The sequence below is a fragment of the Peribacillus sp. NPDC097197 genome, assembly GCF_050278025.1.
Taxonomy (GTDB): Bacteria; Bacillota; Bacilli; order Bacillales; family DSM-1321; genus Peribacillus.
The window spans coordinates 59,275-82,151 of sequence record NZ_JBNNST010000014.1 but is presented as its reverse complement, the minus strand read 5'-3'; the positions used below and the strand labels follow the sequence as shown (position 1 = coordinate 82,151).

The window sequence follows — 22,877 nt, the reverse complement described above, 5'->3', positions numbered from 1 at the left end:
TGGCCTTAACATCATTTAATTTAGTAATGATTTGAAGAAGGAGCGATACAGATGGGTAAATATTTTGGAACAGATGGAGTTAGGGGAATAGCAAATACGGAGTTAACGCCGGAGTTGGCATTTAAACTAGGCCGTTTTGGCGGCTATGTCCTTACTAAGAATTCAGAAAAACCAAAGGTATTAATAGGGCGCGATACTCGTATTTCAGGGGAAATGTTAGAAGGTGCTCTTGTTGCCGGATTATTATCCATCGGCGCTGAAGTCATGCGACTGGGCATCATTTCGACACCGGGAGTGGCCTATCTGACAAAAGCCTTAAGTGCTGAAGCGGGTGTTATGATTTCAGCTTCTCATAATCCTGTAGCGGACAATGGAATTAAATTCTTTGGACCGGATGGCTTCAAGCTCTCAGATGAACAGGAAGCGGAAGTGGAAGCATTGATTGATCTGGAGAATGATGAGTTACCGCGTCCTACGGGCGGAGACTTAGGCCATTTAAATGACTACTTCGAAGGCGGCCAAAAATATCTGCAATACTTAAAACAGTCGGTTGACGAAGACTTTACGGGCATACATGTTGCGCTTGATTGTGCTCACGGTGCGACATCTTCCTTGGCTATGCATCTATTTGCTGATTTAGATGCAGATATTTCGACAATGGGGGCATCACCGAATGGCTTGAACATCAATGATGGGGTCGGTTCTACCCACCCTGAGGCTCTGGCTGAATTCTTGAAGGAAAAAGGGGCAGATGTTGGACTTGCTTTCGATGGCGACGGCGACCGCATAATAGCTATTGATGAAAAAGGAAATATCGTAGATGGCGATCAAATCATGTATATCTGTGCGAAATACTTAAAAGAGAATAATCGATTGAAAAAAGGAACCGTGGTTTCTACGATCATGAGTAACCTTGGCTTTTACAAAGGGCTTGAGGAACATGGTATACATAGTGCTCAAACAGCAGTTGGCGATCGCTATGTAGTGGAAGAAATGCGTAAAGGTGGCTATAATCTTGGTGGAGAGCAATCCGGGCATATCATCTTCTTGGATTACAATACAACTGGGGACGGCTTATTAACGGGTTTACAGCTTGTGAACATCATGAGTGAGACGCAAAAACCTCTATCTGAGCTTGCGAGTGAGATGCAAAAATATCCGCAGACACTCATTAATGTTAAAGTAACTGACAAGCATGGGGTAACGGGGAATGAAAAAGTACAGGAAGTCATAAAAGAAGTGGAAGCGGAGATGGGTGGTAACGGCCGGATTCTGGTACGGCCATCTGGAACTGAACCGCTTGTCCGTGTTATGGCTGAAGCGCCTACTATTGAAGAATGTACGCGTTATGTAGACCGCATCGTAGCAACGGTAAGAGCAGAAATGGGACTAAACGAATAAACAACCTATGCATAAAGGGGAACGAAAATTTCCTTTTATGCATATTTTTATTAAGAATCATATTTTGTTTTAATGGTAGTAAAGAATTGACCTATGTCCCATGTATAGGGTATGATTATCCTGATTTACAACTACTTTTACCATAAAATGGTTATAAGGGAAAAGGAGGCCAGGCAAGATAATAGGAAAACTAAAGCGCCTGAACTAAACTGGGTCGAGACGGGTTTAGTTGACGAGGAGGAGGAGTATCGAATGTTCGGCGGATACCTCCCGGCTGAAGTACACAGCCGTAATAATTCCAATTTTAAAACAGTGGGGCAACCGACTGCACAAAGAGTTGGAAATGTACAATGGGAAAAAGCCTTCGGGTATTTCCTTTATAAAAATATCAGAGATGAGGGGGCAGGGATGCCCTCGTGCATTCCTGTTCCCTCTAATCAGTTGGAGGAACAGAAATTATGTGTGGAATTGTTGGATATATTGGTCTAAATGACGCGAAAGAAATCCTGTTAAAAGGTCTTGAAAAGTTAGAGTACCGTGGGTATGATTCTGCTGGTATAGCTGTGCAAAATAAGGAAGGCATCAAGGTCTTCAAGGAAAAGGGACGGATTGCAGACTTACGCGGTGTTGTGGATGAAGGGACTTCGGCGAATACAGGGATTGGACACACTCGCTGGGCCACTCATGGTGTACCTAGTCGTGATAATGCTCATCCTCACCAAAGTAACTCAGGTCGCCTGACATTAGTTCATAATGGGGTCATCGAAAACTATGCGATTTTAAAACGGGAATATTTGAAGGATGTTGCTTTTAAAAGCGACACTGATACGGAAGTCATCGTTCAGCTTATTGAGAAGTTCGTGAATGACGGCATGGAAGTGGAAGAGGCATTCCGTCACACGCTTACCCTTTTAGAAGGTTCGTATGCCCTTGCCCTATTGGATGCTGAAAACGAAGAAACGATTTTTGTTGCTAAAAATAAAAGCCCACTCCTAATCGGTGTTGGAAAAGACTTTAACGTTATCGCTTCTGATGCAATGGCTATGCTGCAAGTTACCGATCAATTCCTTGAATTAATGGATAAAGAAATGGTTATTGTCACAAAAGAAAAAGTGACAATTAAAAACCTTTCCAACGAAGAAGTATTTCGTGCTCCATTCACGGCGGAACTCGATGCCAGTGATATTGAAAAAGGTACGTATCCACATTATATGCTTAAAGAAATTGATGAGCAGCCTACTGTTATCCGTAAAATCATTCAATCTTACCAAAACGAAGAAGGTAAACTGGCGATTGATTACAATATTACAGAAGCAGTGAGCGAGGCAGACCGTATTTATATCGTGGCTTGTGGAACAAGCTACCATGCAGGCCTAATCGGTAAACAATTCATTGAAAAAATGGCTAAAATTCCGGTTGAAGTGCATGTAGCATCAGAGTTCACATACAATATGCCGATATTATCCGAAAAGCCACTGTTCATCTTCATTTCGCAAAGTGGGGAAACGGCAGATAGCCGTGCAGTTTTAGTGGCCATCAAAGAGCTTGGCCATAAAGCATTGACCATCACAAATGTACCGGGCTCTACGCTGTCACGAGAAGCAGATTATACGCTCTTATTACATGCAGGTCCTGAAATTGCCGTGGCTTCTACGAAGGCCTATACGGCTCAAGTAGCGGTATTGGCGATATTAGCGAACGTAACTGGCCAGTTCCGTAACCTTGCATTCGATTTCGATCTTGTCAAAGAGCTTGGAATAGCTGCGACAGGCATGGAAGCTCTTTGCGATTCGAAAGAAGAGATGGAAGAGATTGCTCGTGAATACCTGTCTGTTACGCGTAATTGTTTCTTCATCGGTCGTTCCCTTGATTATTACGTGGGTCTTGAAGGTTCGCTTAAGCTGAAAGAAATCTCATACATCCAGGCAGAAGGGTTTGCCGGCGGTGAGCTTAAGCATGGAACGATTGCCCTAATCGAAGAAGGCACACCTGTTATCGCTCTTGCTACGCAAGCAGGAGTCAATCTAAGCATCCGTGGGAATGTCAAAGAAGTCGTCGCCCGTGGCGCTAATCCTTGCATCATTTCAATGAAAGGGTTGGAAGAAGAAGATGATCGTTTTGTCATCCCGGAAGTGAACGAACTATTAACACCTCTTATCTCTGTCATCCCGCTTCAACTCATTGCGTACTATGCTGCCCTACACCGGGAGTGTGACGTGGATAAACCACGTAATCTTGCGAAAAGTGTAACGGTTGAATAAGTAGAAATGATTTGTGCGTCATATCTATAAATGTTTATAAAAATTTATTTACCCATTTAGATGCCATTATCTAAATGGGTTTTTTTATGTCCGAAAGAAAGAGAATATCTAAATGGAAAAATAAAAACAGGGACATATATCAATTTTCCTTCCCACCACAATAGTGTGTGATACATAATATATGACAAGTACCATATAACATATAATGGTAAATCAATCGTTAGATAAGCAATATAAAAAACTTTTTGGCCTATTGAAGGGGGAGGAAGATGTTGGGTTTGATTGAGGTTTATATACAAGAGGTCACACGCAGGTTGCCTGAAAAAAAACGCAGGGATATTGCACTCGAGTTGCGGTCAACCATTGAAGAGATGCTTCCTGATGATTATAGTGAACTGGATGTGGAGGAGGTTCTGGGCGAATTGGGGAACCCAGCGACAGTGGCTAGTGGGTATCGGGCTCAGCCGATGCACCTGATCGGACCGCGTTATTATGATTTATATATTTCACTATTGAAAGTGGTTTTTCCCATAGCAGCGGGCATTGCACTCATTTCGCTGATTATCGATTCTTTTATGGGGTTTAGCCAAGATGAAGCGGTTATTCCTAAAGTGATTACCCTTATAGTCGAAGGCATATTGCGGGTCCTTGAAGTCGGCTTTCAAGTCTTCTTCTGGGTGACGATTGTGTTCGCGGTTCTGGAGCGAACGGATAAAGGAAAGTATCAAAGTCCACTATCGGCAAGCCTACAGAAATGGACCCCAAATGATTTGAGAAGTATCCCTTACATTCACAAGAAGAAAGAGATTACGAGGTTCAATGTATTCAGTGGACTGATGTGGACAGCGATTTGGACGACGGTATACTTTTATGCAAATCAATTTGTCGGGGTGTATGAAGGTGGAGATAGGATCGAACTCGTGATTCCGGTCTTCCAACAGGATATCCTACTTAACTATTGGCCGTTCATTCTTCTGGTGATCGCCATGGAAATCTGGTTAGCTTTTTATAAGAGTATCAAAAGGCAATGGACAAAAAAACTGGCAAATTTCAATTTGGTTCTTGAAATGATGACAACCATCGGATTCATTGTCATTGTAAGTAATCCGGATGTAATGAACCCTGAATTCCTTACATATATGGGGAGTTTATCCGATACAACGGCCATGCAGTTTCGATATGCGATTGTAGGAGGCTCAATTACCATCTTCATTTTAGCCGCAGCATTAAATGTATTTGATGGATACCGCAAGTCTAGAGTCCATTGATGACATGTATTCGATAATGGTTCCAACCAGCTGTTATCCAACCAGTTGCTCCAAACGGTTTAAACGGATAGCTACTTTTTAATCAGAATGGAATAGGAAGAACAAAAGCCACCCGACATAAGCAAAGTATCAATGTTGGATGGCCCTTGTCTAGTAAGATTATTGTTGGAGTTTTATTTTTGCGTCTTCATGCGATGAATATTCGCGATTGTACCACCATCCACACGTAAATCTATGCCAGTGATATAGGAAGCTGCATCGCTAAGCAAGAATTCCACAGCTGTTGCGATCTCGGATGCTTCTCCTTCACGGCGGAGTGGTGTGTGTTCGAGCATTGTTTTCATTTGCTCTTGTTGGGATGCTTCCTGACGCCCCATCGGCGTGTTAATGGTACCCGGAGAGATAGATGAGATACGTGCACCTTTTTCACCCCAAGCCCACGCTTGGTCTTCCACATATAAGACAACCCCTAATTTAGATAGGCTGTAAGCCGCTCCTGAGTCGCCTTGTGTAAATTGCTCCATGGTCTCAATATAGTTTTCGGTTAAAGGCTGTTTTAAAATTTCCGTATAAGGACCTTGACGGGGCGCCATATAGGCACTCATCGAAGAGATACATACCGCAGCAGTACCTACTGTAGCAAGTGGAAGAAACGCATCTAGGACAATTCCGGTGCCAACAGAATTCACTTCTGTAATACGTTTCGAATTGGCCATCGTCGGTGACAGCCCGGCTGTGTGAACCAATCCTTTTAATATCCCAAGTTCGGCAGATTTTTTAGCTAAAGCAGCAACATTTTCCCTTGATGTAATATCGACAGTTTGATAATGGACATCAGTTATACCTTTAGTCGCTAATTCCTCTTTTGTTTGGATTAAACGTTCTTCAGAAACATCTGCCAACAATATGGTTCCTTTTTTGCCTACCAGTTCTGCAGTGGCTTTACCCATACCACCAGAACCGCCTGTAATTACATACACATGCTTATCCATTTCAATTCCCCCTAAACTTGATATAAACTTAGTGTAAACGGTTTTATAATAAAATAAGCAAGACATTTCCACTAAAAATGTCCAGAGGAGTGTCAAAAATGGAAACGGCAAAAGAATCGATAGTTGCCGCTTATTTACAGCTTTTATTTGAGAAAAGCTTTGAAGAGTTAGCTGTGAAAGAAATTGTTCAAAAGGCGGGCATTTCCCGATCCACATTTTATTTGCATTTTGCAGACAAATACGAACTGATGGATGAGGTGAGACGGAAGTTAAACGACCGGTTCTTGTCATTTTATGAGATGGATTACCAATGGGGTAAGCCAATCACCCTCCATTTATGTGAACATATTTTCAAATATCGCTCATTTTATGAACTCGAATTTGCAGAGGCGGACGCTATTCAAAAATTATCAGATAAGCTTGCAGCACATTTACAAGAAGTGTTCCAGGATCCAGACTATGCCCTATTTGCGAGCTATGGCACCATCGGTTATTTGGGTTTTTGGGTAAGGAACGGGTACGCCATGAGTCCGGCTGTGGCAGCGGAAAAACTATTGAAAATCGGCCTGACAAACTGGACAAAAGTATTGGATGCAAAATTAGATGGAATAGAGCGGTAGCGGGAAGCTGTAGACCTGAAAAAGAGGGTAGGAACTGATGAAATCGATGGAAGGAACTAAACGCCCGAGGAGCAAAGATAAGAGACGAATCTTGTTTTAAAAGTGTGCAAGTACTTTTGTTTTGAAAAAGATTGCTTAAAGTATTTGCAATCCCTACCATTTGATGGTATGCTTAGGTTAATTATTCATGTTCGGTACTAAGGATACTAAAAGTACTACTTTTCGTTTCGATGATGACTTAGAGCAAGGATAGTAATACAATGTGCTTTGGCACTAGGAGGCAACAACAATGGAACAAGGTAAAGTGAAATGGTTTAACGCAGAAAAAGGATTTGGCTTCATCGAACGCGAAAACGGAGACGATGTATTCGTACATTTCTCAGCTATCCAAAGCGAAGGATTCAAATCTTTAGACGAAGGTCAAGAAGTTACTTTTGAAGTAGAACAAGGTCAACGCGGACCTCAAGCTTCTAACGTTCAAAAAGCATAATTTCTAAAAACAAAAAAGGCAGACCCTATTACTAGGGTCTGCCTTTTTTGTTTTATTCAATAATAAAAAACCCTGCTCAATGTTGAGTAGGGTAAATGGAATGAGTAAAGTAAATCGCTTAAAAAGGTCTACCTAGTATAACATAGTTTTTTCAGAAAAAAGAATTTGTAAATGAAGAGGTTGGACAGCGGGAACTTCTTTTTTTGAGTCAGGGACCATTATTCATACACATTCAAACACAGGTTTGAGTATAATGTGAAATGTGGTATATTATAATCAAACGTAGGTTTGAATGAATGGATGTGAGAAGATGGATGAGATGAAGGATATGTGTGAAGTTCATCTGCATGATCAAGAAAAGGTGAACCGTATCCAAAAGGAAATCGGTCAGGTAGATATCTCAAGTATGTCAAAGTTGTTTAAAGTAATCGGTGATGAAAACAGGGTGAAAATCTCGTATGCACTTTGTGAGGATGAAGAGTTATGTGTATGTGATTTGGCAAATATCATTGGGGCGTCAATGGCAACAACTTCTCATCATCTCCGTACTCTATATAAACATGCAATTGTGAAATACAGAAAAGAGGGAAAGTTAGCCTTTTACTCTTTAGACGATGATCATATAAAACAATTAATCCTTATAGCGATAGCACATCAGCGGGAGGTGAGGGTCAATGGCTGATTCCCAATTAAAGACTTATCGGATTCAAGGGCTGTCCTGTACGAACTGTGCAGCCAAATTTGAAAACAATGTCCGGGAACTTGAAGGTGTGAAGGAGGCAAAAATCAACTTCGGGGCTTCGAAGATTTCTATTTCAGGAAGTGCTTCGATTGAAGAAATTGAGAAGGCTGGAGCCTTTGATAACCTGAAAATTCGTACTGAACAAGAGCAGGTGACAATAAAAGAACCAATTTGGAAGCAAAAAGAAAACATTAAGGTTTTTCTTTCGGCTATCCTCCTTTTTATCAGTTGGATTTTGGAACATCAATATGGCGAGGGTAGTCTTTTGCCGGTTCTGGGTTATGCCACTTCCATTTTAGTTGGTGGATACTCCTTATTCATCAATGGGTTGAAAAATCTCGTAAGACTTCGTTTTGATATGCATACGCTGATGACGGTCGCCATTATTGGAGCGGCTATACTTGGCGAATGGGGCGAGGCAGCCACTGTCGTCATTCTATTTGCTATAAGTGAAGCGCTTGAAAAGTATTCGATGGATAAAGCTCGAAATTCCATTGAGTCCCTTATGAATATTGCCCCTAAAGAGGCACTAATCAGGAGGGGCCATCATGAAATGATGTTGGCTGTCGATGCAATCGAGGTGGGAGACACCATGATTGTCAAACCGGGCCAGAAGCTTGCGATGGACGGAAGGATCATAAAAGGTGCATCCACACTGAATCAGGCGGCCATTACTGGTGAATCGGTGCCACTATTTAAAACGGTCGAAGGAGAAGTGTTTGCTGGTACGTTGAACGGCGAAGGTCTTTTGGAAGTGGAAGTCACGAAAAGGGTTGAGGATACGACGATTGCAAAGATTATTCATCTTGTAGAAGAGGCACAAGCGGAAAAAGCCCCTTCCCAAGCGTTCGTTGATAAATTTGCAAAATTCTATACACCGGCAATCATGCTGATTGCTTTGGCACTTGCAACCATTCCACCAATGATGCTGGGCGGAGAATGGAGTGAATGGATTTATCGCGGATTGACTGTGTTAGTTGTCGGCTGTCCATGTGCCTTGGTCATATCCACACCCATTGCCATTGTTACAGCTATCGGAAATGCAGCGAAAAACGGTGTTCTGATTAAAGGTGGAATCCATCTGGAGGAAGCTGGAGCTTTGAAGGCGATTGCATTTGATAAAACGGGAACATTGACAAAGGGAATACCTGAAGTGACTAACTTTTCCGTAATGGTGGATGAAATGAGCGAACGGGATGCTTTGAAAATAGCGGCTGCTTTAGAAAGCCGCTCGCAACATCCATTGTCCACGGCCATTCTTCAGAAAGCGGATCTGCAGGATATAGACTATCGTTCTCTGATGGTAGATGATTTTTCTGCATTGACAGGCAAAGGGTTAAAAGGAACAATCAATCAGGCAGTCTATTATATTGGAAAACCACAACTCTTTGATGAAGTGGGGTTAACCATTTCTGAAAAGGCTCAACATCTGATCAATAACTATCAGAATGAAGGAAAGACAGTTATAGTTCTCGGTAATCAAACTAATATTCTAGCCCTGGTTGCCGTTGCGGATGAAATAAGAGAAAGCAGTAAGGAAGCTATCAGTAAATTACATGCTTTAGGGATTGAAAAAACAATCATGCTGACCGGTGATAATATCGGGACAGCGAATGTGATTGGAACAGCGGCGGGCGTTCATGAAATTCAAGCAGAATTATTACCGCAGGATAAGCTATTCTTCATCAAACAATGGAAACAGAAGTATAACCGAGTGGCCATGGTTGGCGATGGTGTTAATGATGCCCCTGCTTTAGCGGCTTCCACGGTAGGAATTGCAATGGGGGGAGCGGGTACGGATACGGCCCTTGAAACAGCCGATATCGCTCTAATGGGTGATGATTTATCGAAATTGCCCTACACCATCTCATTAAGCAGGAAGACATTACAAATCATTAAGCAGAACATTACGTTTTCATTAGCGATTAAATTATTGGCCTTATTGTTGATTGCACCGGGCTGGCTGACACTTTGGATGGCGATTTTTGCGGATATGGGTGCGACGTTACTCGTGACCTTGAATAGTCTGAGGTTGCTCAGAATAAAAGAATAATAGATAAAGGGCTTCTGGATTTCTTGAAGGGAATCCAGAAGCCCTTTGCTATATCTAAACGTTTCATGTGAAACTCTGGAAAAGTGCCTCCATTATTCTTTGGAATTGTTAGACCACAATCCATCATTAAGAATTAGAACCACCAACGGATGTTAGTTCCCGGACTTTGTTATTTTAATGGACATTAGGATATATTGAATGCATAGCCAGGTTAAAACTATGAACAGGATAGGTAGTATGCTACAATTTGGCTGACTTTTAAAGGAATGCATGCCATCGTTAGGTACGGTTGTTGAATAGATCAAAGGTATTAAAGGAAGGGATTTGAAAGATGGAATTACATCAAAAGGCAATATTAGTTGGAGTCAATCTGAACGGTCAAAAGGATTTTGAATATTCGATGGAGGAGCTCGCCAATTTAACCGAAGCCTGTGAGGTAGAAGTGGTTGGAACGATCACACAGAATCTACATCGTGTCACTTCCTCACATTTCATCGGTACAGGTAAAATTGAGGAAGTAAAGGCGCTAGTTGAATATAAAGAGGCAAATGTCGTTATCTTCAATGATCAATTATCCCCCTCACAACTTCGTAATTTGGAGCGGGATATGGATTGCAAGGTGATCGACCGTTCCATCTTGATCCTGGACATCTTCGCACAACGGGCGAAAACGAAGGAAGCACAGCTCCAGGTAGAAGTGGCAAAACTTCAATATATGCTTCCACGCCTTATCGGCTTAAGAGAATCGTTAGGTCGACAAAGTGGAGGAGTGGGAACGAACAAGGGTGCTGGGGAAAAGCAGCTTGAACTTGACCGTAGGCGGATTGAGGAAAACATCAGTGTTTTGAATAAGGAATTGGAGGAACTTGTAGCACACCGTCAAACACAGAGGAAACAACGGAAAAAGAATGCCATCCCTGTTGTGTCATTAGTCGGGTATACGAATGCCGGGAAATCATCCATCATGAACGCATTGATGGAGATGTTCCAACCGACATCCGAGAAGCAGGTACTCGAGAAGGATATGCTCTTCGCTACACTTGAGACGTCCGTTAGAAACATTCCCTTGCCAGATAACAAGGAGTTTTTACTCACAGATACAGTCGGGTTCGTGTCTAAACTACCACACCATCTGGTAAAGGCATTCCGGTCTACCCTTGAAGAAGTAGTGGAAGCAGATTTATTAATCCATGTTGTGGACTATTCCAATCCTAATTATGAACAACAGATAGAGATTACCGAAAAGACTTTACAAGATATTGGCATCAAAGAGATACCGACCATATTTGCTTATAATAAAGCGGATTTGACCGATATGGACATTCCAAAGGTTAACCGTGATTCCGTTTATATGGCGGCCAGAGAGAAGGTAGGCCTTAAGGAATTGATTGATCAGATCCGTAGCCATGTATTCATGGACTATATTCATTGTGAAATGCTGATTCCATATGACCAGGGAAAACTAGTATCTTACTTCAATGATAATGGCCATATAACGGAAACGGAATATGAGGAAAATGGGACCAAGCTAAAGCTTGAATGCAAGAAGACCGATTATGAAAAATATCATAACTACGTGATTGAAAAATCCTGATGTTTTTTCCAGGCACTGAACTGAATTTAAATAGAATGTTTCGAAAGATTTCCGTAACCATGAATCCACAAGTTATACATATATCGTTTAGTTGTGTATAACTTGTGGATAACTTTCAAAAAGCCTTGAAAAAGTTTTCAAGGCTTTTTTTTTGTGGACAACCTGTTGATAAGTAGATTGTTTGATATTCCCTTACTAAGACCTTAGGAATGATGTCGAGAATGTAGCGAGAAGTGTAGGACGTTGACTTTTTTTATCAGTTTTTGTAAAGAAACATGACATAGTGCACATTAAGTTGTCCGCATTATTTTACACTTTGTATAATGTAACTCCCTATCTATCATTATAAAATAAAGAATATTCATTTAATTTTGAGATTCATGAATAAGTAGGGGGCTAATGGTGATTTTTTAAATGTAACCTGTAAGATAAAAATGACAGTGCTACAGCCATAAATCATCAAAAGTAGGGATAGGATATTGCTAGTTCATTGACTATAGGCAATTCCTCCTTTTTTATTTTCCACAATAATTTTTTGGAAGGAGAATAGTAGATGGATATGACAAGCTCGTTAAAAGACGATTTGAAGAGAAACTTTCAGGAGGCAGAGAGGGGCTTAACCCCAAGAGAGGCACTGGAAGAATCTAATCGATGTTTATACTGTTATGATGCTCCTTGTATCCAGGCCTGCCCCACAGGGATTGACATCCCGACCTTTATAAAAAAAATCGCATCAGGAAATCTAAAAGGGTCGGCCAAAACGATCATGACGGCTAATCCAGTCGGTGCCAGTTGTGCGCGGGTATGTCCGACAGAAGAGTTATGTGAAGGGGCATGTGTTCTAAATCATTCTACAAAGCCAATTCCTATTGGCGATCTCCAGCGTTATTCCACAGATTGGGCCATTCAAAATAAACAAGCTCTATTCAAGGCTGGCAAGAAGAATGGCAAAACGGTTGCCATTGTCGGCAGTGGTCCTGCGGGCTTGTCTGCAGCAAGGGAATTGGCCTTGCTTGGCTACAGCGTAACCATCTTCGAAGCAGAAAAGAACCCTGGCGGATTAAACACTTACGGAATAGTGTCTTTCCGATTACCTCAGCACATCTCCTATTGGGAAGTCGATCAAGTAAAGAACCTTGATGTCGAGATCCGAACGAATTCAAGGGTTGGGGTGGATATCTCCGCTAACCAACTGATTAAGGACTATGATGCCGTTGTTTTGGCAATTGGTATGTCGGATGTACCAAAGCTTGGGATTGAAGGGGAGGACTTGGCTGAAGTCTACGATGCAATCGATTTCGTAAAAGCAACGAAAACGGAGGATATCACCGATAAGTTCGTTGGGAAGAAGCTGATGGTCATTGGAGCTGGAAATACAGCAATCGATGCTGCAACCTGCTCGGTCCGTCTTGGTGCTGAAGAGGCTGGTATCATTTATCGTCGGACCCAGGCGGAAATGACGGCGTATGATTTTGAATATGAGTTTGCCAAACAGGAAGGTGTCCGATTCCATTGGCTGACGAATCCTTCAAGAATCGTTGCCGATGAAAAGGGCCAGGTAACAGGCATTGAATGTGTGAAGATGGAACTGAGTGAGGCAGGGGAAGATGGTCGCAGACGACCGGTTCCAATTGCAGGCTCTGAGTTCATCCTTCCGGCCGATGGTGTGATTCGTGCGATTGGTCAATCACGTTATGTTGGTCTACTTGAACAATTTAACATCGATCACGATGGAGGTGTCGTTACCTTAACTGGAGACTCCTATAAGACGTCGAATGAAAAAGTGTTCGCCTGTGGCGATGTCATATTTGGGAAGGGCCAAGGAGAGGCTATGGTCGTTTCCGCTGCCCAGCAAGGGAAAATGACAGCCTATGAAATTGACGGAGTGTTAATGAGCAAGACAGAAGATATAGCTTAATAAAACAATAACTAGGAGGCGTATCAATGGCTGATTTATCAATTAATCTTGCAGGTATCAAATCTCCTAACCCCTTTTGGCTTGCTTCGGCACCACCAACTAATTCGGGTTATCAAGTGCAGAGGGCTTTTGAAGCCGGATGGGGAGGAGCTGTTTGGAAGACGCTTGGGGATCCAATCCTAAATGTTTCTTCCCGCTTTGCAGCCGTTGGGTTTAACGGCCAAAGAGTTGCTGGATTCAATAATATTGAACTAATTACGGATCGACCTCTTGAAGTGAATCTTAAAGAGATATATGAAACGAAAAAGAAGTTTCCCAATCACGCAATCATAGCGTCCGTAATGGTCGAGCCACAACAGGAAAAGTGGCATGAAATTATCAAACGGATAGAGGATGTAGGCGTTGATGGTTACGAGCTGAATTTTGGATGTCCGCATGGCATGGCCGAAAGAGGGATGGGGGCTGCTTCAGGGCAGGTACCTGAACTGGTGGAAAAGCAAACATATTGGGCGAAGGAAGCGGCTTCGAAACCTGTCATCGTCAAGCTGACCCCAAATATTACGGACATCACGGTTACGGCAGAAGCAGCCGTAAGAGGCGGTGCGGATGCAATTAGTATGATCAATACGATCAATAGCCTTGCAGGGGTGGATATTCACTCCTGGAATACAATCCCCCATGTTGGCGGAAAAGGGGCCCATGGCGGGTACTGTGGTCCTGCAGTGAAGCCCATAGCCTTGAATATGGTAGCTGAATGCGCAAGGAACCCAGGGATTAATGTCCCGATATCCGGTATTGGGGGGATTTCTAACTGGCAGGATACGGTCGAGTTTTTATTGATGGGGTCGACTGGCGTACAGATTTGTACAGCCGCTATGCATCATGGTTTCCGGATCGTCGAAGACATGATTGATGGATTATCCAATTACCTTGATGAAAAAGGGATTGCTTCTGTAATGGACATTGTCGGTAAGTCCGTATCGCGCTACTCCGACTGGGGAAATCTGGATTTGAATTATAAAGTCGTGGCCCGCATCAATAATGATGTGTGCATCAACTGCAATAAATGCCATATAGCCTGTGAAGATACTTCCCACCAATGTATTGATATGTTAAAGGACACTTCAGGCAACTCATTTTTACGAGTGCGTGAAGAAGATTGTGTCGGCTGTAACCTTTGTTCAATCGTGTGTCCGGTCGATGGAGCGATTGACATGATTGAAATGGCCAGCGATCTAGCCCCTATGACTTGGAATGAGCGTCAAGGTTTGCTAGGCAACATCGGTAATGAACGTGTGGATTTCGTAAAATAATGGAGGGGTAAATTATGAAAAAAATTATTAAGAACGGCACTATAGCAACGGCTGCAGATACGTACCAAGCAGATATTTTGATTGAAAATGAAGTCATTACAATGATTGGTAAAGACCTATCAGCCGAGGGAGCTGAAATCATTGATGCCAAGGGCGCACTAATATTCCCAGGGGGTATAGACCCACATACCCATCTAGATATGCCGTTTGGTGGGACGACCACGAAGGACGATTATGAAACGGGAACGATTGCAGCCGCATATGGGGGCACGACGACGGTCATCGATTTCTGCTTAACGGAAAAGGGGGAGCCTTTAAAGAATGCCATTGAAACATGGCACAAGAAAGCGGACGGCAAAGCCGCCATCGATTATAGCTTTCATCTCATGATCAGTGAAATCAATGATGAAGTTCTGGCTGAACTGCCAAGCATCATTGATGAAGAAGGGATTTCTTCCTTTAAAGTGTTCATGGCATACAAAAATGTTTTTCAAGCAGATGATGCAACGCTTTATCGGACTTTGCTGCAGGCGAAAGAACTTGGTGCCCTTGTCATGGTCCACGCAGAAAATGGAGATGTCATCGATTATTTAACAAAGCAGGCACTCGCAAAGGGACAGACCGATCCAATTTATCATGCCTTAACCAGACCTCCTGAGCTTGAAGGAGAAGCGACCGGAAGAGCAGCGAAGTTGACGGAAATGGCGAATGGACAACTTTACGTCGTTCATGTCACTTGCGAAGATGCGGTTGAGAAGATTACTGAAGCAAGAAATAAGGGTGTCGATATCTGGGGAGAAACATGTCCTCAATATCTGGTGCTGGATCAAAGCTATCTCGAAAAGCCCAATTTTGAAGGAGCTAAATATGTATGGTCGCCACCATTGAGGAAGAAGAAGGATCAGGATGTGCTATGGAATGCTTTAAAGACAGGCCAGCTGCAAACCATAGGCTCTGATCAGTGTTCCTTTGACTTTAAAGGACAAAAGGACTTGGGACGAGACGACTTTACCAAGATTCCGAACGGTGGACCGACGATTGAAGACCGAATGAGTATCCTTTATTCAGAGGGAGTCAAAAAAGACCGAATCACCCTGAATCAGTTTGTCGATATTACTTCTACAAGAGTAGCCAAGTTGTTTGGGCTATTTCCACAAAAAGGAACGATTGCAGTTGGATCGGACGCCGACCTTGTTATCTTCGACCCGAAAGTGGAGCGGACCATTTCCGCTGAAACCCATCATATGGCTGTAGATTACAATGCTTTTGAAGGACTGGAAATTACAGGTGAACCCGTTTCTGTCTTATCTCGTGGTCAGTTCGTCATTCGTGATAAACAGTTTGTAGGGGAGGCTGGTAAAGGGCAGTTCTTGAAGCGGGCTAAGTATAATACGTCGCTTGAGTCGGTTTCAGAGAATAAGCTTCCGGTCTAAAGTTATCATGGATATTTAAAGCAAATTAAAGGGGGATTTTATGGATGAGCGAAAATAAGGATTATTTAAAGTCTCCCGATTTGCTGCCTATACCGCATAGAGAGAAGAACATTAGCGCAGTAGGATTTGGCTTCATCTGGGTGGGGATGGCTGTCGTATTGGCCGCCTTTGCCATTGGAGGGAATGGGGTCCAAAGCCTATCGCTTGGTTGGGTCGTACTTGCGACAGTAATCGCCTGCGTAGTTCTTGGCTTCTTGATGACAATGACAGGGGATATAGGCGTTGAACATGGAATTTCATTTCCTGTATACATGAGGGCGCCTTTCGGAACGATTGGCACTCATATCCCTTCACTTGTCAGGGCGTTTGTTGCCTCTTGCTGGTTTGGATTGAACACTTATTTCGGTGCAACTGCGATGAACGCTATCTTTTCCACTCTTTTTAACTTTAATAATTGGTTTATCTGCTTTTTGGTTTTTGCCATTTTGCAATTAGTCAATACAGCCATGGGAATCAAGTCAATCGAACGGTTTGCCGATTTGGCAGCCCCAGTTATCATCTTGATTTCTGGCTGGATGTATTTTACGCTTTCTGACCAAGCAGTCGCACAAGGTAGGGAAGTCTGGTCATGGATTGAGAGTCCGGCAACCGGAGGGGCGGCTGTAACAGCTTTCATGGTCGTCATCATGTCGAATATGGGGTTTTGGGGAACGTTGACCGCGGATATGCCGACACTTTCCCGTTTTATAGAGGCACCAAAAAATGAGAAGAACTGGTTCAAACGCAATAAAGGGCAGATTATAGGGAACGTTATTACCTATCCTATTACCCAAACCTTCATGGTTATTATCGGAGCCGTTTCTTACATGGCCGTTTCCAATTATGATCCTGTTGTTGCTATACAGGGGTCAGCCAGTGGCATTACCCTTGGTGTTCTATTACTAATGATCGTTTTTGCTCAGTGGTCAACGAATACTTCGGCTAATGTTATTCCGGCAGCAACCATCTTCTCGAATGTAATGGGACCAAGAATGCCGTTTTGGTCGGGAGTTGTGGTTGCGGGAATCATTGGAATCGTTGTTCAGCCATGGAGCCTTTTCGGTATCATCATTGAGGTTTTGTTAATTGTCGGTGGGATTTTAGCCTCCATTGTGGGTATTTTGGTGGCTGATTATTACTTTCTTCGTAAGCGCCGTGTCAATGTACCAGAACTATATGAAAGTGAAGGGCAATATAAGTATAAAAACGGTGTAAATTGGGCGGGAATCATTGCCTGGATCATTGGTGGAAGCGGGGCAACGATTTTTTCCAATTACTCATTTATAGTCGGTTTTATACTCGGAAGTGCAACCTATTATGTACTGGCTAAATATTGGTGGTTCAAGAAGTACGAACAGGCAGAGATTATAGATCCGAGCGATGAGAAATATTTAGGAATCTCCGTCGGCAAGGATTGGGATATCGGAAAGAGAATGGTTGACGAAGAAGAGGTACTGAATATGCCTTTAGGCGGGGAAAACGTTAAATAAGGAGGAGTGGGACATGTCTGAATACCAAGAGTATCGCTTAGAAAGGGAACAAATTGATTTTTTACTTGAACGAGGGTACAGAATCACCCGGGTTTCTGAAAACTTAAGTGGCGCTTTCCTTGATTTCGAATTGATTGAAGGAACGAAGCAGGAATGGAAGCAGTTGAATATCAAGACTCCAGAAGGCAGAAAATATTTCTCAACATTGCTTTTTAAAAAACTAAATTAAAAACATGTATCCCCTAAGGATGTAAAGCTGTTAAGCTGGCCTATTTTCAGTTGAATAGGTCATTTTTTATGTTCATTTATGAATAGATAGTAAGAATATGAAGAGGGAAACTACTAGGAATGAAATGCATAGCATGATTTCTACAAAAATAACTGAAAATTTTGTAGAATTTTGACGTTAGTTATTATGTCCAGTATCTGGAGATTTACAGACAGTCCGTTTATAATAGGTTCTATAGCTATAAAAGGATGGTGGATGGATGAATACGTCGATTACAATTGAGGAAATTCTAACGCGCAGGCATTTTAACCGGACGGATGTGGTCGGAGGCGAAGGTGGGTTAAAACGCCAAGTCAAATGGGTCCACTGTTTGGAAGTCACCCAAATCAGTCACTTGTTAAATGGAAACGAACTAATTCTTACCACCGGTCTGGGGTGGAAGGATTCAGATAGTACATTCCTTTCTTTTTTAAATCAGCTCATTACATGTAATGCGGCAGGACTCTGTATAGAGATGGCTACCCATGCCATGGCCATTCCACAGAGTGCGATAGACCTTGCAGACGAGCATGGCTTTCCCCTCATTTTATTTAATCAGGAAGTTCCTTTTGTTGAAATTACTCAGGACATTCATTCCTTAATCATTAATAAACAGTATCAGATGATCTCCAACCTAGAAACCTACTCACAGCAGTTGAATAAAAAACTCCTCGAAATTGACCATTATGAACCAATTCTAAAATTTCTTCATTCGTATTTAAATGTTCAGGTGATGTTTATTCCCAATGAGAATGATATAGCCTGTATTCCAAAAATAAAGAAAAAACTCATCCAGCAATTGTTAGCCGAAGTATATGAAAAGCAAAATTTAAGTAAATTCGTTCTGAAACAAAGGATTCGTGTCCTTGGTGAAAATTATGCGGAACTGGTCATTTATAGTAGTAATCGAGAATTGACCGACTTTGATTCCCTTATCTTGGATCGAACGGCTACGGCTTTAGCTCAATATCTATTACGTGAAATCTATTTAGAGGAAAAGAAGATATCTGAAGAGAGCAAATGGCTAACGAACTGGCTCGAAGGGGAATATAGTGATGAAGTCATCCGGGAGCAACTATCTTATATTGATCCGAAGATGCAATTGGAAGGCGGCATCGTATGCATTTGCAAACAACACTCAAGGTATAATAAAGGTTCTGCTAAACTAGAAGGGACTTATTTTAAAATCCTATTTAGATCCGTTTTTGAACAATATGGATTTCAGATTTTCTCTATGGAAGTACACCAACATCTGGTCTTTATTTTAGGGGATAACCGTTCACCTGGAGATTGGAAAGAGAGAGTGACGGGGGCCCTGGATCGAATCAGAATGATGGATGCTACTGGTCGCAACCGAATGAATGTGCTTTCAATAGGGTTTGGGAAATATGTTCAAAAGTTAAGTGAAATTTACAAGAGTTATGAAACGGCACGTGAGACCTTGTTGCTTCAGGAAACATTAACTGAGGAAAGCAGAAGCTATTTTTATCAAGATTTACATATGTATCGAATGATTGCGCTCATTAACAAACATGGAAACTTGGAAGAAACCGTGTATGAATATTTAGGTCCGGTCATCGAGTATGACAGACGAAATAACGGGGAGTTAATGCCAACCTTGAAAACGTATCTTGCCTGTAATGGATCTAAACAGGAGACATCCAAACAATTATTTATCGTAAGACAAACACTTTACCACCGCCTTGAAAAGTTAGAAAGGCTATTAGGTGCCAATTTCATGAAATCTGAACAACGACTCGGCATTGAGTTCATGATTTTTGCTTTAGATTATTTGAAACTTCGCAAGACGAAGGTAAACGGAAAAACAGCGGATGGGTTTGTGGAAAACTAAAATGTAAAAAGCAGATGATAATAGGGTGTCTTATGAGGCATCCTTTTTATTATGAATAAAAATTTCGTCGCAGGTAGGGGATAAGGTTCTATAAAAAATATGCTGACATCAAAGAGTTGGCCTTTACAGCTTTTGATGTCAGCGACTTTCTTTAATATTCATCTTTTTTTGAAAGGCAGTGGTCACATTCCACGAGGTAGGATTCAGCCTGTTCCATAATTTGATCTCCGCATTCGGTGCATTGCTTGGGTGGAAGGGTCCTGAAGAATTCCATTGGATTTTTAGTTTGCATATTTGTTCCTCCTTTTAGTTGTTTAGTAGTCTTCGGTTTTAGAAAGGCAACGGTCACATTCCATCAAGTAAGATTCAGCTTGTTCCACGATTTGCTCCCCGCATTCGGTGCATTGCTTGGGTGGAAGGGTTCTGAAGAACTCCATTGGATTTTTAGTTTGCATGATAGGTGGTACCTCCTTCTTGTTTTTTAATAGTTTTCGCTTTTAGAAAGGCAACGGTCACATTCCAACAAGTAGGATTCGGCTTGTTCCACGATTTGCTCCCCGCATTCGGTGCATTGCTTGGGTGGAAGGGTTCTGAAGAATTCCATTGGATTTTTAGTTTGCATATTTGTTCCTCCTTTTAGTTGTTTAGTAGTCTTCGCTTTTAGAAAGGCAACGGTCACATTCCATCAAGTAAGATTCGGCGTGTTCGACGATATGGTCGCCACACTCTGGGCAATCTTTGGCAGGGATACTGTTGAAAAATTCAATGGATTTTTTAGTTTGCATGGTGGTTTCCTCCTTTATAAGGTCTTTTCTATTTTTAAGACTTATTCATTCTTCACGTTTAGAAAGGCAGCGATCGCATTCCATCAAGTAAGATTCTGTTCCATCAAAAAGGGTTTCACCACATTCGGTACATTGTGCTAATGATTGGTCTTTCATGTTTTCTAATTGACTCGTTTGCATGTCACACTCTCCTTTCTGTAGTACAGTTTTTAATATCTGTCTGTTGTTATAATACAGTATATACCCGATGGTTAAAAAAGTATAGGCATTTCACAGAAAATTTAAAAATATTTCCAAAATAGTATGGAGAATCCTATTGTAACAAGGGTTTTCTGTGATATATTTTATTATTTTTTTCTTTTTAACTAAACCTGATTACTACGTTTACCTAAAAAGTGGGATTGATGGGATGGAGCGTCCAAGACTAAATAGATTAATTTATACAACAGAATAGTACAGAGGATTTTTGCTAGTACGGGGGTGAGATTCGAAGGGTTTTCTAAGATTTTGGCTCATCGATGGGGTTATTTTCGCAAAAGAATGGGAAATTGGTTTTAGCATTTTAGTAAAGAGGTAACTTGTTAATAGCAATAAATAACAGGAGGTCACTTATGTCTAAAAAAGTTATGGTCATTATTAACCCATCCTCTGGAAAAGAAAAAGCAGGAGAAATTTTGCCCAATGTGGAAAAGGTGCTTGGAGATATTTATGAACAAGTAGTGGTTCGGAAAACGAAGGGCGAGGGTGATGCTTCGCGGTTTGCAAAAGAAGCATGTGAAGGGAAATATGATGCCGTAATTTCAATGGGGGGAGATGGTACGGTAAATGAGACGGTCAATGGTCTCGCGGAACAGGAGCATAGGCCCATATTAGGGATTATCCCACTCGGAACAGTGAATGACTTTGCTAGGGCACTTAATATACCGTTAGACCCTATCAAAGCAATGGAGATGTACACAAAATCTGCGGTTAAAGAAGCGGATATCGGTAAGATCAATAATCGGTATTTCATGAATGTATTGGCGGTCGGGGCTATTGCAGAGGCTACCTATAATGTGAGTGTGGAGCAGAAAACGCGTCTTGGCTCACTATCTTATTTTTTGGAAGGAGCAAAGACGTTAGTCAAGAAGACACCATTCCCTATAACTGTGGAACATGATCATGGAAGGTGGACCGGTGAGACTTATTTACTGTTTGCTACGATGACACATTCTGTCGGTGGTTTTGAACAACTTGCACCAGAGGCGGAAGTGAATGACGGGAAACTCCATACATTCATCATCAAAAGTCTTTCCATTCCACTCATCCTCAAAATCATTCCAAGTTTAATTAAGGGAGAAATCAAGAACCATGAAGAAATAGAGTACATTCCAACCTCTAAGCTTCACGTTTCTACATCAGAGGACCTCATTGTTAATATGGATGGTGAAAGAGGTAGCGAAATGCCTTTTCAAGCGGAAGTATTGCATAATCACCTGCGTTTGTTTGTTCCAGGAGCGTCATAATTGAGTGAAATTGATCGTGTATAATAGAAAAGCTGTTCGACCACAGGCCGTACAGCTTTTTTTAATACTATGAAGTGTGATTATCACAGTATATGATAATGGCGCTTCGAAAGAATATGGACAAACCGGGTTTGTATTTATCGATAGTAGCTGTAAAACGTTCATCCTGGACATATAAATCACCAAGTCCACGGAGTATTTCCAGGGTACATTCATAAAAGTTTTCTGTGATATATTTTTGCCATGCTGCGACTGCTTGTTGAACCTGTGGATCACCAGGACCATGACTCATTCCTTCTATTAATGTTTGATAAATGTCTTCTTGAGTTTTGGTTATGGACTTCCAGTCACCTTTTGAGTAGCTATTGGTTTTTTTCAAAGTTTCGTCGACTATCTTTTTCCCATATAGTTCTTGCGCTTCTTTAGCATACTTCTTTTGGTAGTGCTCTATCTCAGACATATCAAAGCCTTCAAACATCTCTTCTTTGTTCATGGTGCCGCCTCCTTCGATTATTAACAGGGTCTGATCAATCGTTTGAATCATCTCTTCTAGTCGTTCTTTCTTTTTTTTGAGGAGATCTTTATGTTGAAGCAAAGCACGTTTGCGATCAAAATCAGGACTTTCAAGAATGGATTTAATCTGTTGAAGTGAACACCCGATTTCTTTATAAAAAAGGATTTGCTGTAATGTCTCTAGATTTTGATCGGAATAAAGCCTATATCCGGAAGAAGAAATCGCTTCTGGTTTAAGTAAATCGATTTTGTCATAATGGTGTAACGTCCGTATGCTGATATTTGCTATATCGGCAATTTCTTTGATTTTATATAACACTCCAATCACCTCATCCTCATC

The 22,877-nt window shown here is 41.7% G+C and carries 23 protein-coding genes; 16 read left to right on the top strand and 7 right to left on the bottom strand.

Features of this window, described 5'->3' with window-relative positions; genetic code table 11:
• The first annotated feature begins 51 nt into the window (after nucleotides 1–51).
• The 4 genes from glmM to ACQKL6_RS16805 all read left to right on the top strand — a co-directional run bounded on the left by glmM (nucleotide 52) and on the right by ACQKL6_RS16805 (nucleotide 4,930).
• Entirely contained in the window at nucleotides 52–1,401 is a 1,350-nt protein-coding gene (gene glmM / locus ACQKL6_RS16820; RefSeq protein WP_427651528.1) for a phosphoglucosamine mutase, read from the top strand.
• 147 nt (nucleotides 1,402–1,548) lie between these two features.
• Nucleotides 1,549–1,890 carry a hypothetical protein gene (locus ACQKL6_RS16815; protein WP_407408583.1) on the top strand — a complete coding sequence of 114 codons (342 nt, stop codon included), beginning with the start codon at nucleotides 1,549–1,551 and terminating at the stop codon, nucleotides 1,888–1,890.
• Entirely contained in the window at nucleotides 1,860–3,662 is a 1,803-nt protein-coding gene (gene glmS / locus ACQKL6_RS16810) for a glutamine--fructose-6-phosphate transaminase (isomerizing) (protein WP_402876101.1), read from the top strand. Before ACQKL6_RS16815 ends, glmS begins: the two co-directional genes overlap by 31 nt.
• 272 nt (nucleotides 3,663–3,934) lie before the next feature.
• The gene (locus tag ACQKL6_RS16805) at nucleotides 3,935–4,930 is read left to right on the top strand and encodes an HAAS signaling domain-containing protein (RefSeq protein ID WP_427651539.1); all 996 of its coding nucleotides are present in this window, start codon (nucleotides 3,935–3,937) and stop codon (nucleotides 4,928–4,930) included.
• Between the two features lie 173 nt (nucleotides 4,931–5,103).
• Here ACQKL6_RS16805 and ACQKL6_RS16800 read toward each other — a convergent pair whose 3' ends face one another.
• Entirely contained in the window at nucleotides 5,104–5,922 is an 819-nt protein-coding gene (locus tag ACQKL6_RS16800) for an SDR family oxidoreductase (protein WP_402876099.1), read from the bottom strand.
• A 98-nt stretch (nucleotides 5,923–6,020) separates the two neighbouring features.
• Here ACQKL6_RS16800 and ACQKL6_RS16795 point away from each other — a divergent pair, with 98 nt between their 5' ends.
• The 11 genes from ACQKL6_RS16795 to ACQKL6_RS16745 all read left to right on the top strand — a co-directional run bounded on the left by ACQKL6_RS16795 (nucleotide 6,021) and on the right by ACQKL6_RS16745 (nucleotide 19,734).
• Nucleotides 6,021–6,542, top strand: coding sequence for a TetR/AcrR family transcriptional regulator (locus ACQKL6_RS16795; RefSeq protein ID WP_402876098.1), 522 nt, complete (start codon nucleotides 6,021–6,023; stop codon nucleotides 6,540–6,542).
• 289 nt (nucleotides 6,543–6,831) lie between these two features.
• Nucleotides 6,832–7,032 carry a cold-shock protein gene (locus ACQKL6_RS16790; protein WP_034304915.1) on the top strand — a complete coding sequence of 67 codons (201 nt, stop codon included), beginning with the start codon at nucleotides 6,832–6,834 and terminating at the stop codon, nucleotides 7,030–7,032.
• Nucleotides 7,033–7,324: 292 nt separating this feature from the next.
• Nucleotides 7,325–7,714, top strand: coding sequence for an ArsR/SmtB family transcription factor (locus ACQKL6_RS16785; protein WP_427651525.1), 390 nt, complete (start codon nucleotides 7,325–7,327; stop codon nucleotides 7,712–7,714).
• Nucleotides 7,707–9,827, top strand: a complete 2,121-nt coding sequence (locus ACQKL6_RS16780) for a heavy metal translocating P-type ATPase (protein ID WP_402875555.1) — start codon at nucleotides 7,707–7,709, stop codon at nucleotides 9,825–9,827. Before ACQKL6_RS16785 ends, ACQKL6_RS16780 begins: the two co-directional genes overlap by 8 nt.
• Before the next feature lie 331 nt (nucleotides 9,828–10,158).
• Complete coding sequence (hflX, locus tag ACQKL6_RS16775) at nucleotides 10,159–11,421, top strand: GTPase HflX (protein ID WP_403125198.1); 1,263 nt, start codon at nucleotides 10,159–10,161, stop codon at nucleotides 11,419–11,421.
• 559 nt (nucleotides 11,422–11,980) lie between these two features.
• Nucleotides 11,981–13,339: an NAD(P)-dependent oxidoreductase gene (locus ACQKL6_RS16770; protein ID WP_402875649.1), complete on the top strand. Its 1,359-nt coding sequence runs from the start codon at nucleotides 11,981–11,983 to the stop codon at nucleotides 13,337–13,339.
• Between the two features lie 26 nt (nucleotides 13,340–13,365).
• Nucleotides 13,366–14,652: an NAD-dependent dihydropyrimidine dehydrogenase subunit PreA gene (preA, locus tag ACQKL6_RS16765; RefSeq protein WP_402875559.1), complete on the top strand. Its 1,287-nt coding sequence runs from the start codon at nucleotides 13,366–13,368 to the stop codon at nucleotides 14,650–14,652.
• Between the two features lie 14 nt (nucleotides 14,653–14,666).
• A complete protein-coding gene (gene hydA, locus ACQKL6_RS16760; protein ID WP_402875561.1) occupies nucleotides 14,667–16,085 on the top strand; it encodes a dihydropyrimidinase in 1,419 nt (472 codons plus the stop codon).
• Nucleotides 16,086–16,129: 44 nt separating this feature from the next.
• A complete protein-coding gene (locus ACQKL6_RS16755) occupies nucleotides 16,130–17,614 on the top strand; it encodes an NCS1 family transporter (protein WP_427651523.1) in 1,485 nt (494 codons plus the stop codon).
• Nucleotides 17,615–17,627: 13 nt separating this feature from the next.
• Complete coding sequence (locus ACQKL6_RS16750; protein WP_402875565.1) at nucleotides 17,628–17,843, top strand: hypothetical protein; 216 nt, start codon at nucleotides 17,628–17,630, stop codon at nucleotides 17,841–17,843.
• Between the two features lie 259 nt (nucleotides 17,844–18,102).
• Nucleotides 18,103–19,734 (top strand): PucR family transcriptional regulator, encoded by a 1,632-nt coding sequence (locus tag ACQKL6_RS16745; RefSeq protein ID WP_427651521.1) that lies wholly within the window; start codon nucleotides 18,103–18,105, stop codon nucleotides 19,732–19,734.
• A 151-nt stretch (nucleotides 19,735–19,885) separates the two neighbouring features.
• Here ACQKL6_RS16745 and yhfH (ACQKL6_RS16740) read toward each other — a convergent pair whose 3' ends face one another.
• The 5 genes from yhfH (ACQKL6_RS16740) to yhfH (ACQKL6_RS16720) are packed head-to-tail and all read right to left on the bottom strand — an operon-like array spanning nucleotide 19,886 to nucleotide 20,699.
• Nucleotides 19,886–20,026, bottom strand: coding sequence for a protein YhfH (gene yhfH / locus ACQKL6_RS16740; protein ID WP_402875569.1), 141 nt, complete (start codon nucleotides 20,024–20,026; stop codon nucleotides 19,886–19,888).
• A 22-nt stretch (nucleotides 20,027–20,048) separates the two neighbouring features.
• Nucleotides 20,049–20,189, bottom strand: a complete 141-nt coding sequence (yhfH, locus tag ACQKL6_RS16735; protein ID WP_402991368.1) for a protein YhfH — start codon at nucleotides 20,187–20,189, stop codon at nucleotides 20,049–20,051.
• Nucleotides 20,190–20,215: 26 nt separating this feature from the next.
• Nucleotides 20,216–20,356, bottom strand: a complete 141-nt coding sequence (gene yhfH, locus ACQKL6_RS16730; RefSeq protein ID WP_402959253.1) for a protein YhfH — start codon at nucleotides 20,354–20,356, stop codon at nucleotides 20,216–20,218.
• Between the two features lie 22 nt (nucleotides 20,357–20,378).
• Nucleotides 20,379–20,519, bottom strand: coding sequence for a protein YhfH (gene yhfH, locus ACQKL6_RS16725; protein ID WP_402991371.1), 141 nt, complete (start codon nucleotides 20,517–20,519; stop codon nucleotides 20,379–20,381).
• Nucleotides 20,520–20,564: 45 nt separating this feature from the next.
• On the bottom strand, nucleotides 20,565–20,699 hold the full coding sequence (yhfH, locus tag ACQKL6_RS16720) for a protein YhfH (protein WP_402875574.1): 135 nt from the start codon (nucleotides 20,697–20,699) through the stop codon (nucleotides 20,565–20,567).
• A gap of 431 nt (nucleotides 20,700–21,130) precedes the next feature.
• On the opposite strand from yhfH (ACQKL6_RS16720), the gene ACQKL6_RS16715 reads away from it, so the two are divergent.
• Nucleotides 21,131–22,024: a diacylglycerol/lipid kinase family protein gene (locus ACQKL6_RS16715; RefSeq protein WP_427651519.1), complete on the top strand. Its 894-nt coding sequence runs from the start codon at nucleotides 21,131–21,133 to the stop codon at nucleotides 22,022–22,024.
• Between the two features lie 67 nt (nucleotides 22,025–22,091).
• Here ACQKL6_RS16715 and ACQKL6_RS16710 read toward each other — a convergent pair whose 3' ends face one another.
• Nucleotides 22,092–22,856, bottom strand: a complete 765-nt coding sequence (locus tag ACQKL6_RS16710; RefSeq protein ID WP_402991374.1) for a MerR family transcriptional regulator — start codon at nucleotides 22,854–22,856, stop codon at nucleotides 22,092–22,094.
• Between the last annotated feature and the right edge of the window lie 21 nt (nucleotides 22,857–22,877).

Bases quoted from the DNA above. Each gene is read 5' to 3' on its own strand.
- ACQKL6_RS16750 (WP_402875565.1), top strand. From the start codon at position 17,628: ATGTCTGAATACCAAGAGTATCGCTTAGAAAGGGAACAAATTGATTTT.
- hydA (WP_402875561.1), top strand. From the start codon at position 14,667: ATGAAAAAAATTATTAAGAACGGCACTATAGCAACGGCTGCAGATACG.
- yhfH (WP_402959253.1), bottom strand. From the start codon at position 20,356: ATGCAAACTAAAAATCCAATGGAATTCTTCAGAACCCTTCCACCCAAG.
- yhfH (WP_402875569.1), bottom strand. From the start codon at position 20,026: ATGCAAACTAAAAATCCAATGGAATTCTTCAGGACCCTTCCACCCAAG.
- ACQKL6_RS16745 (WP_427651521.1), top strand. From the start codon at position 18,103: ATGAATACGTCGATTACAATTGAGGAAATTCTAACGCGCAGGCATTTT.
- ACQKL6_RS16785 (WP_427651525.1), top strand. From the start codon at position 7,325: ATGAATGGATGTGAGAAGATGGATGAGATGAAGGATATGTGTGAAGTT.
- yhfH (WP_402991368.1), bottom strand. From the start codon at position 20,189: ATGCAAACTAAAAATCCAATGGAGTTCTTCAGAACCCTTCCACCCAAG.
- ACQKL6_RS16790 (WP_034304915.1), top strand. From the start codon at position 6,832: ATGGAACAAGGTAAAGTGAAATGGTTTAACGCAGAAAAAGGATTTGGC.
- yhfH (WP_402875574.1), bottom strand. From the start codon at position 20,699: ATGCAAACGAGTCAATTAGAAAACATGAAAGACCAATCATTAGCACAA.
- ACQKL6_RS16715 (WP_427651519.1), top strand. From the start codon at position 21,131: ATGTCTAAAAAAGTTATGGTCATTATTAACCCATCCTCTGGAAAAGAA.
- ACQKL6_RS16770 (WP_402875649.1), top strand. From the start codon at position 11,981: ATGACAAGCTCGTTAAAAGACGATTTGAAGAGAAACTTTCAGGAGGCA.
- hflX (WP_403125198.1), top strand. From the start codon at position 10,159: ATGGAATTACATCAAAAGGCAATATTAGTTGGAGTCAATCTGAACGGT.
- ACQKL6_RS16755 (WP_427651523.1), top strand. From the start codon at position 16,130: ATGAGCGAAAATAAGGATTATTTAAAGTCTCCCGATTTGCTGCCTATA.
- preA (WP_402875559.1), top strand. From the start codon at position 13,366: ATGGCTGATTTATCAATTAATCTTGCAGGTATCAAATCTCCTAACCCC.
- ACQKL6_RS16815 (WP_407408583.1), top strand. From the start codon at position 1,549: ATGGTTATAAGGGAAAAGGAGGCCAGGCAAGATAATAGGAAAACTAAA.
- glmS (WP_402876101.1), top strand. From the start codon at position 1,860: ATGTGTGGAATTGTTGGATATATTGGTCTAAATGACGCGAAAGAAATC.
- yhfH (WP_402991371.1), bottom strand. From the start codon at position 20,519: ATGCAAACTAAAAAATCCATTGAATTTTTCAACAGTATCCCTGCCAAA.
- ACQKL6_RS16780 (WP_402875555.1), top strand. From the start codon at position 7,707: ATGGCTGATTCCCAATTAAAGACTTATCGGATTCAAGGGCTGTCCTGT.
- ACQKL6_RS16795 (WP_402876098.1), top strand. From the start codon at position 6,021: ATGGAAACGGCAAAAGAATCGATAGTTGCCGCTTATTTACAGCTTTTA.
- ACQKL6_RS16800 (WP_402876099.1), bottom strand. From the start codon at position 5,922: ATGGATAAGCATGTGTATGTAATTACAGGCGGTTCTGGTGGTATGGGT.
- glmM (WP_427651528.1), top strand. From the start codon at position 52: ATGGGTAAATATTTTGGAACAGATGGAGTTAGGGGAATAGCAAATACG.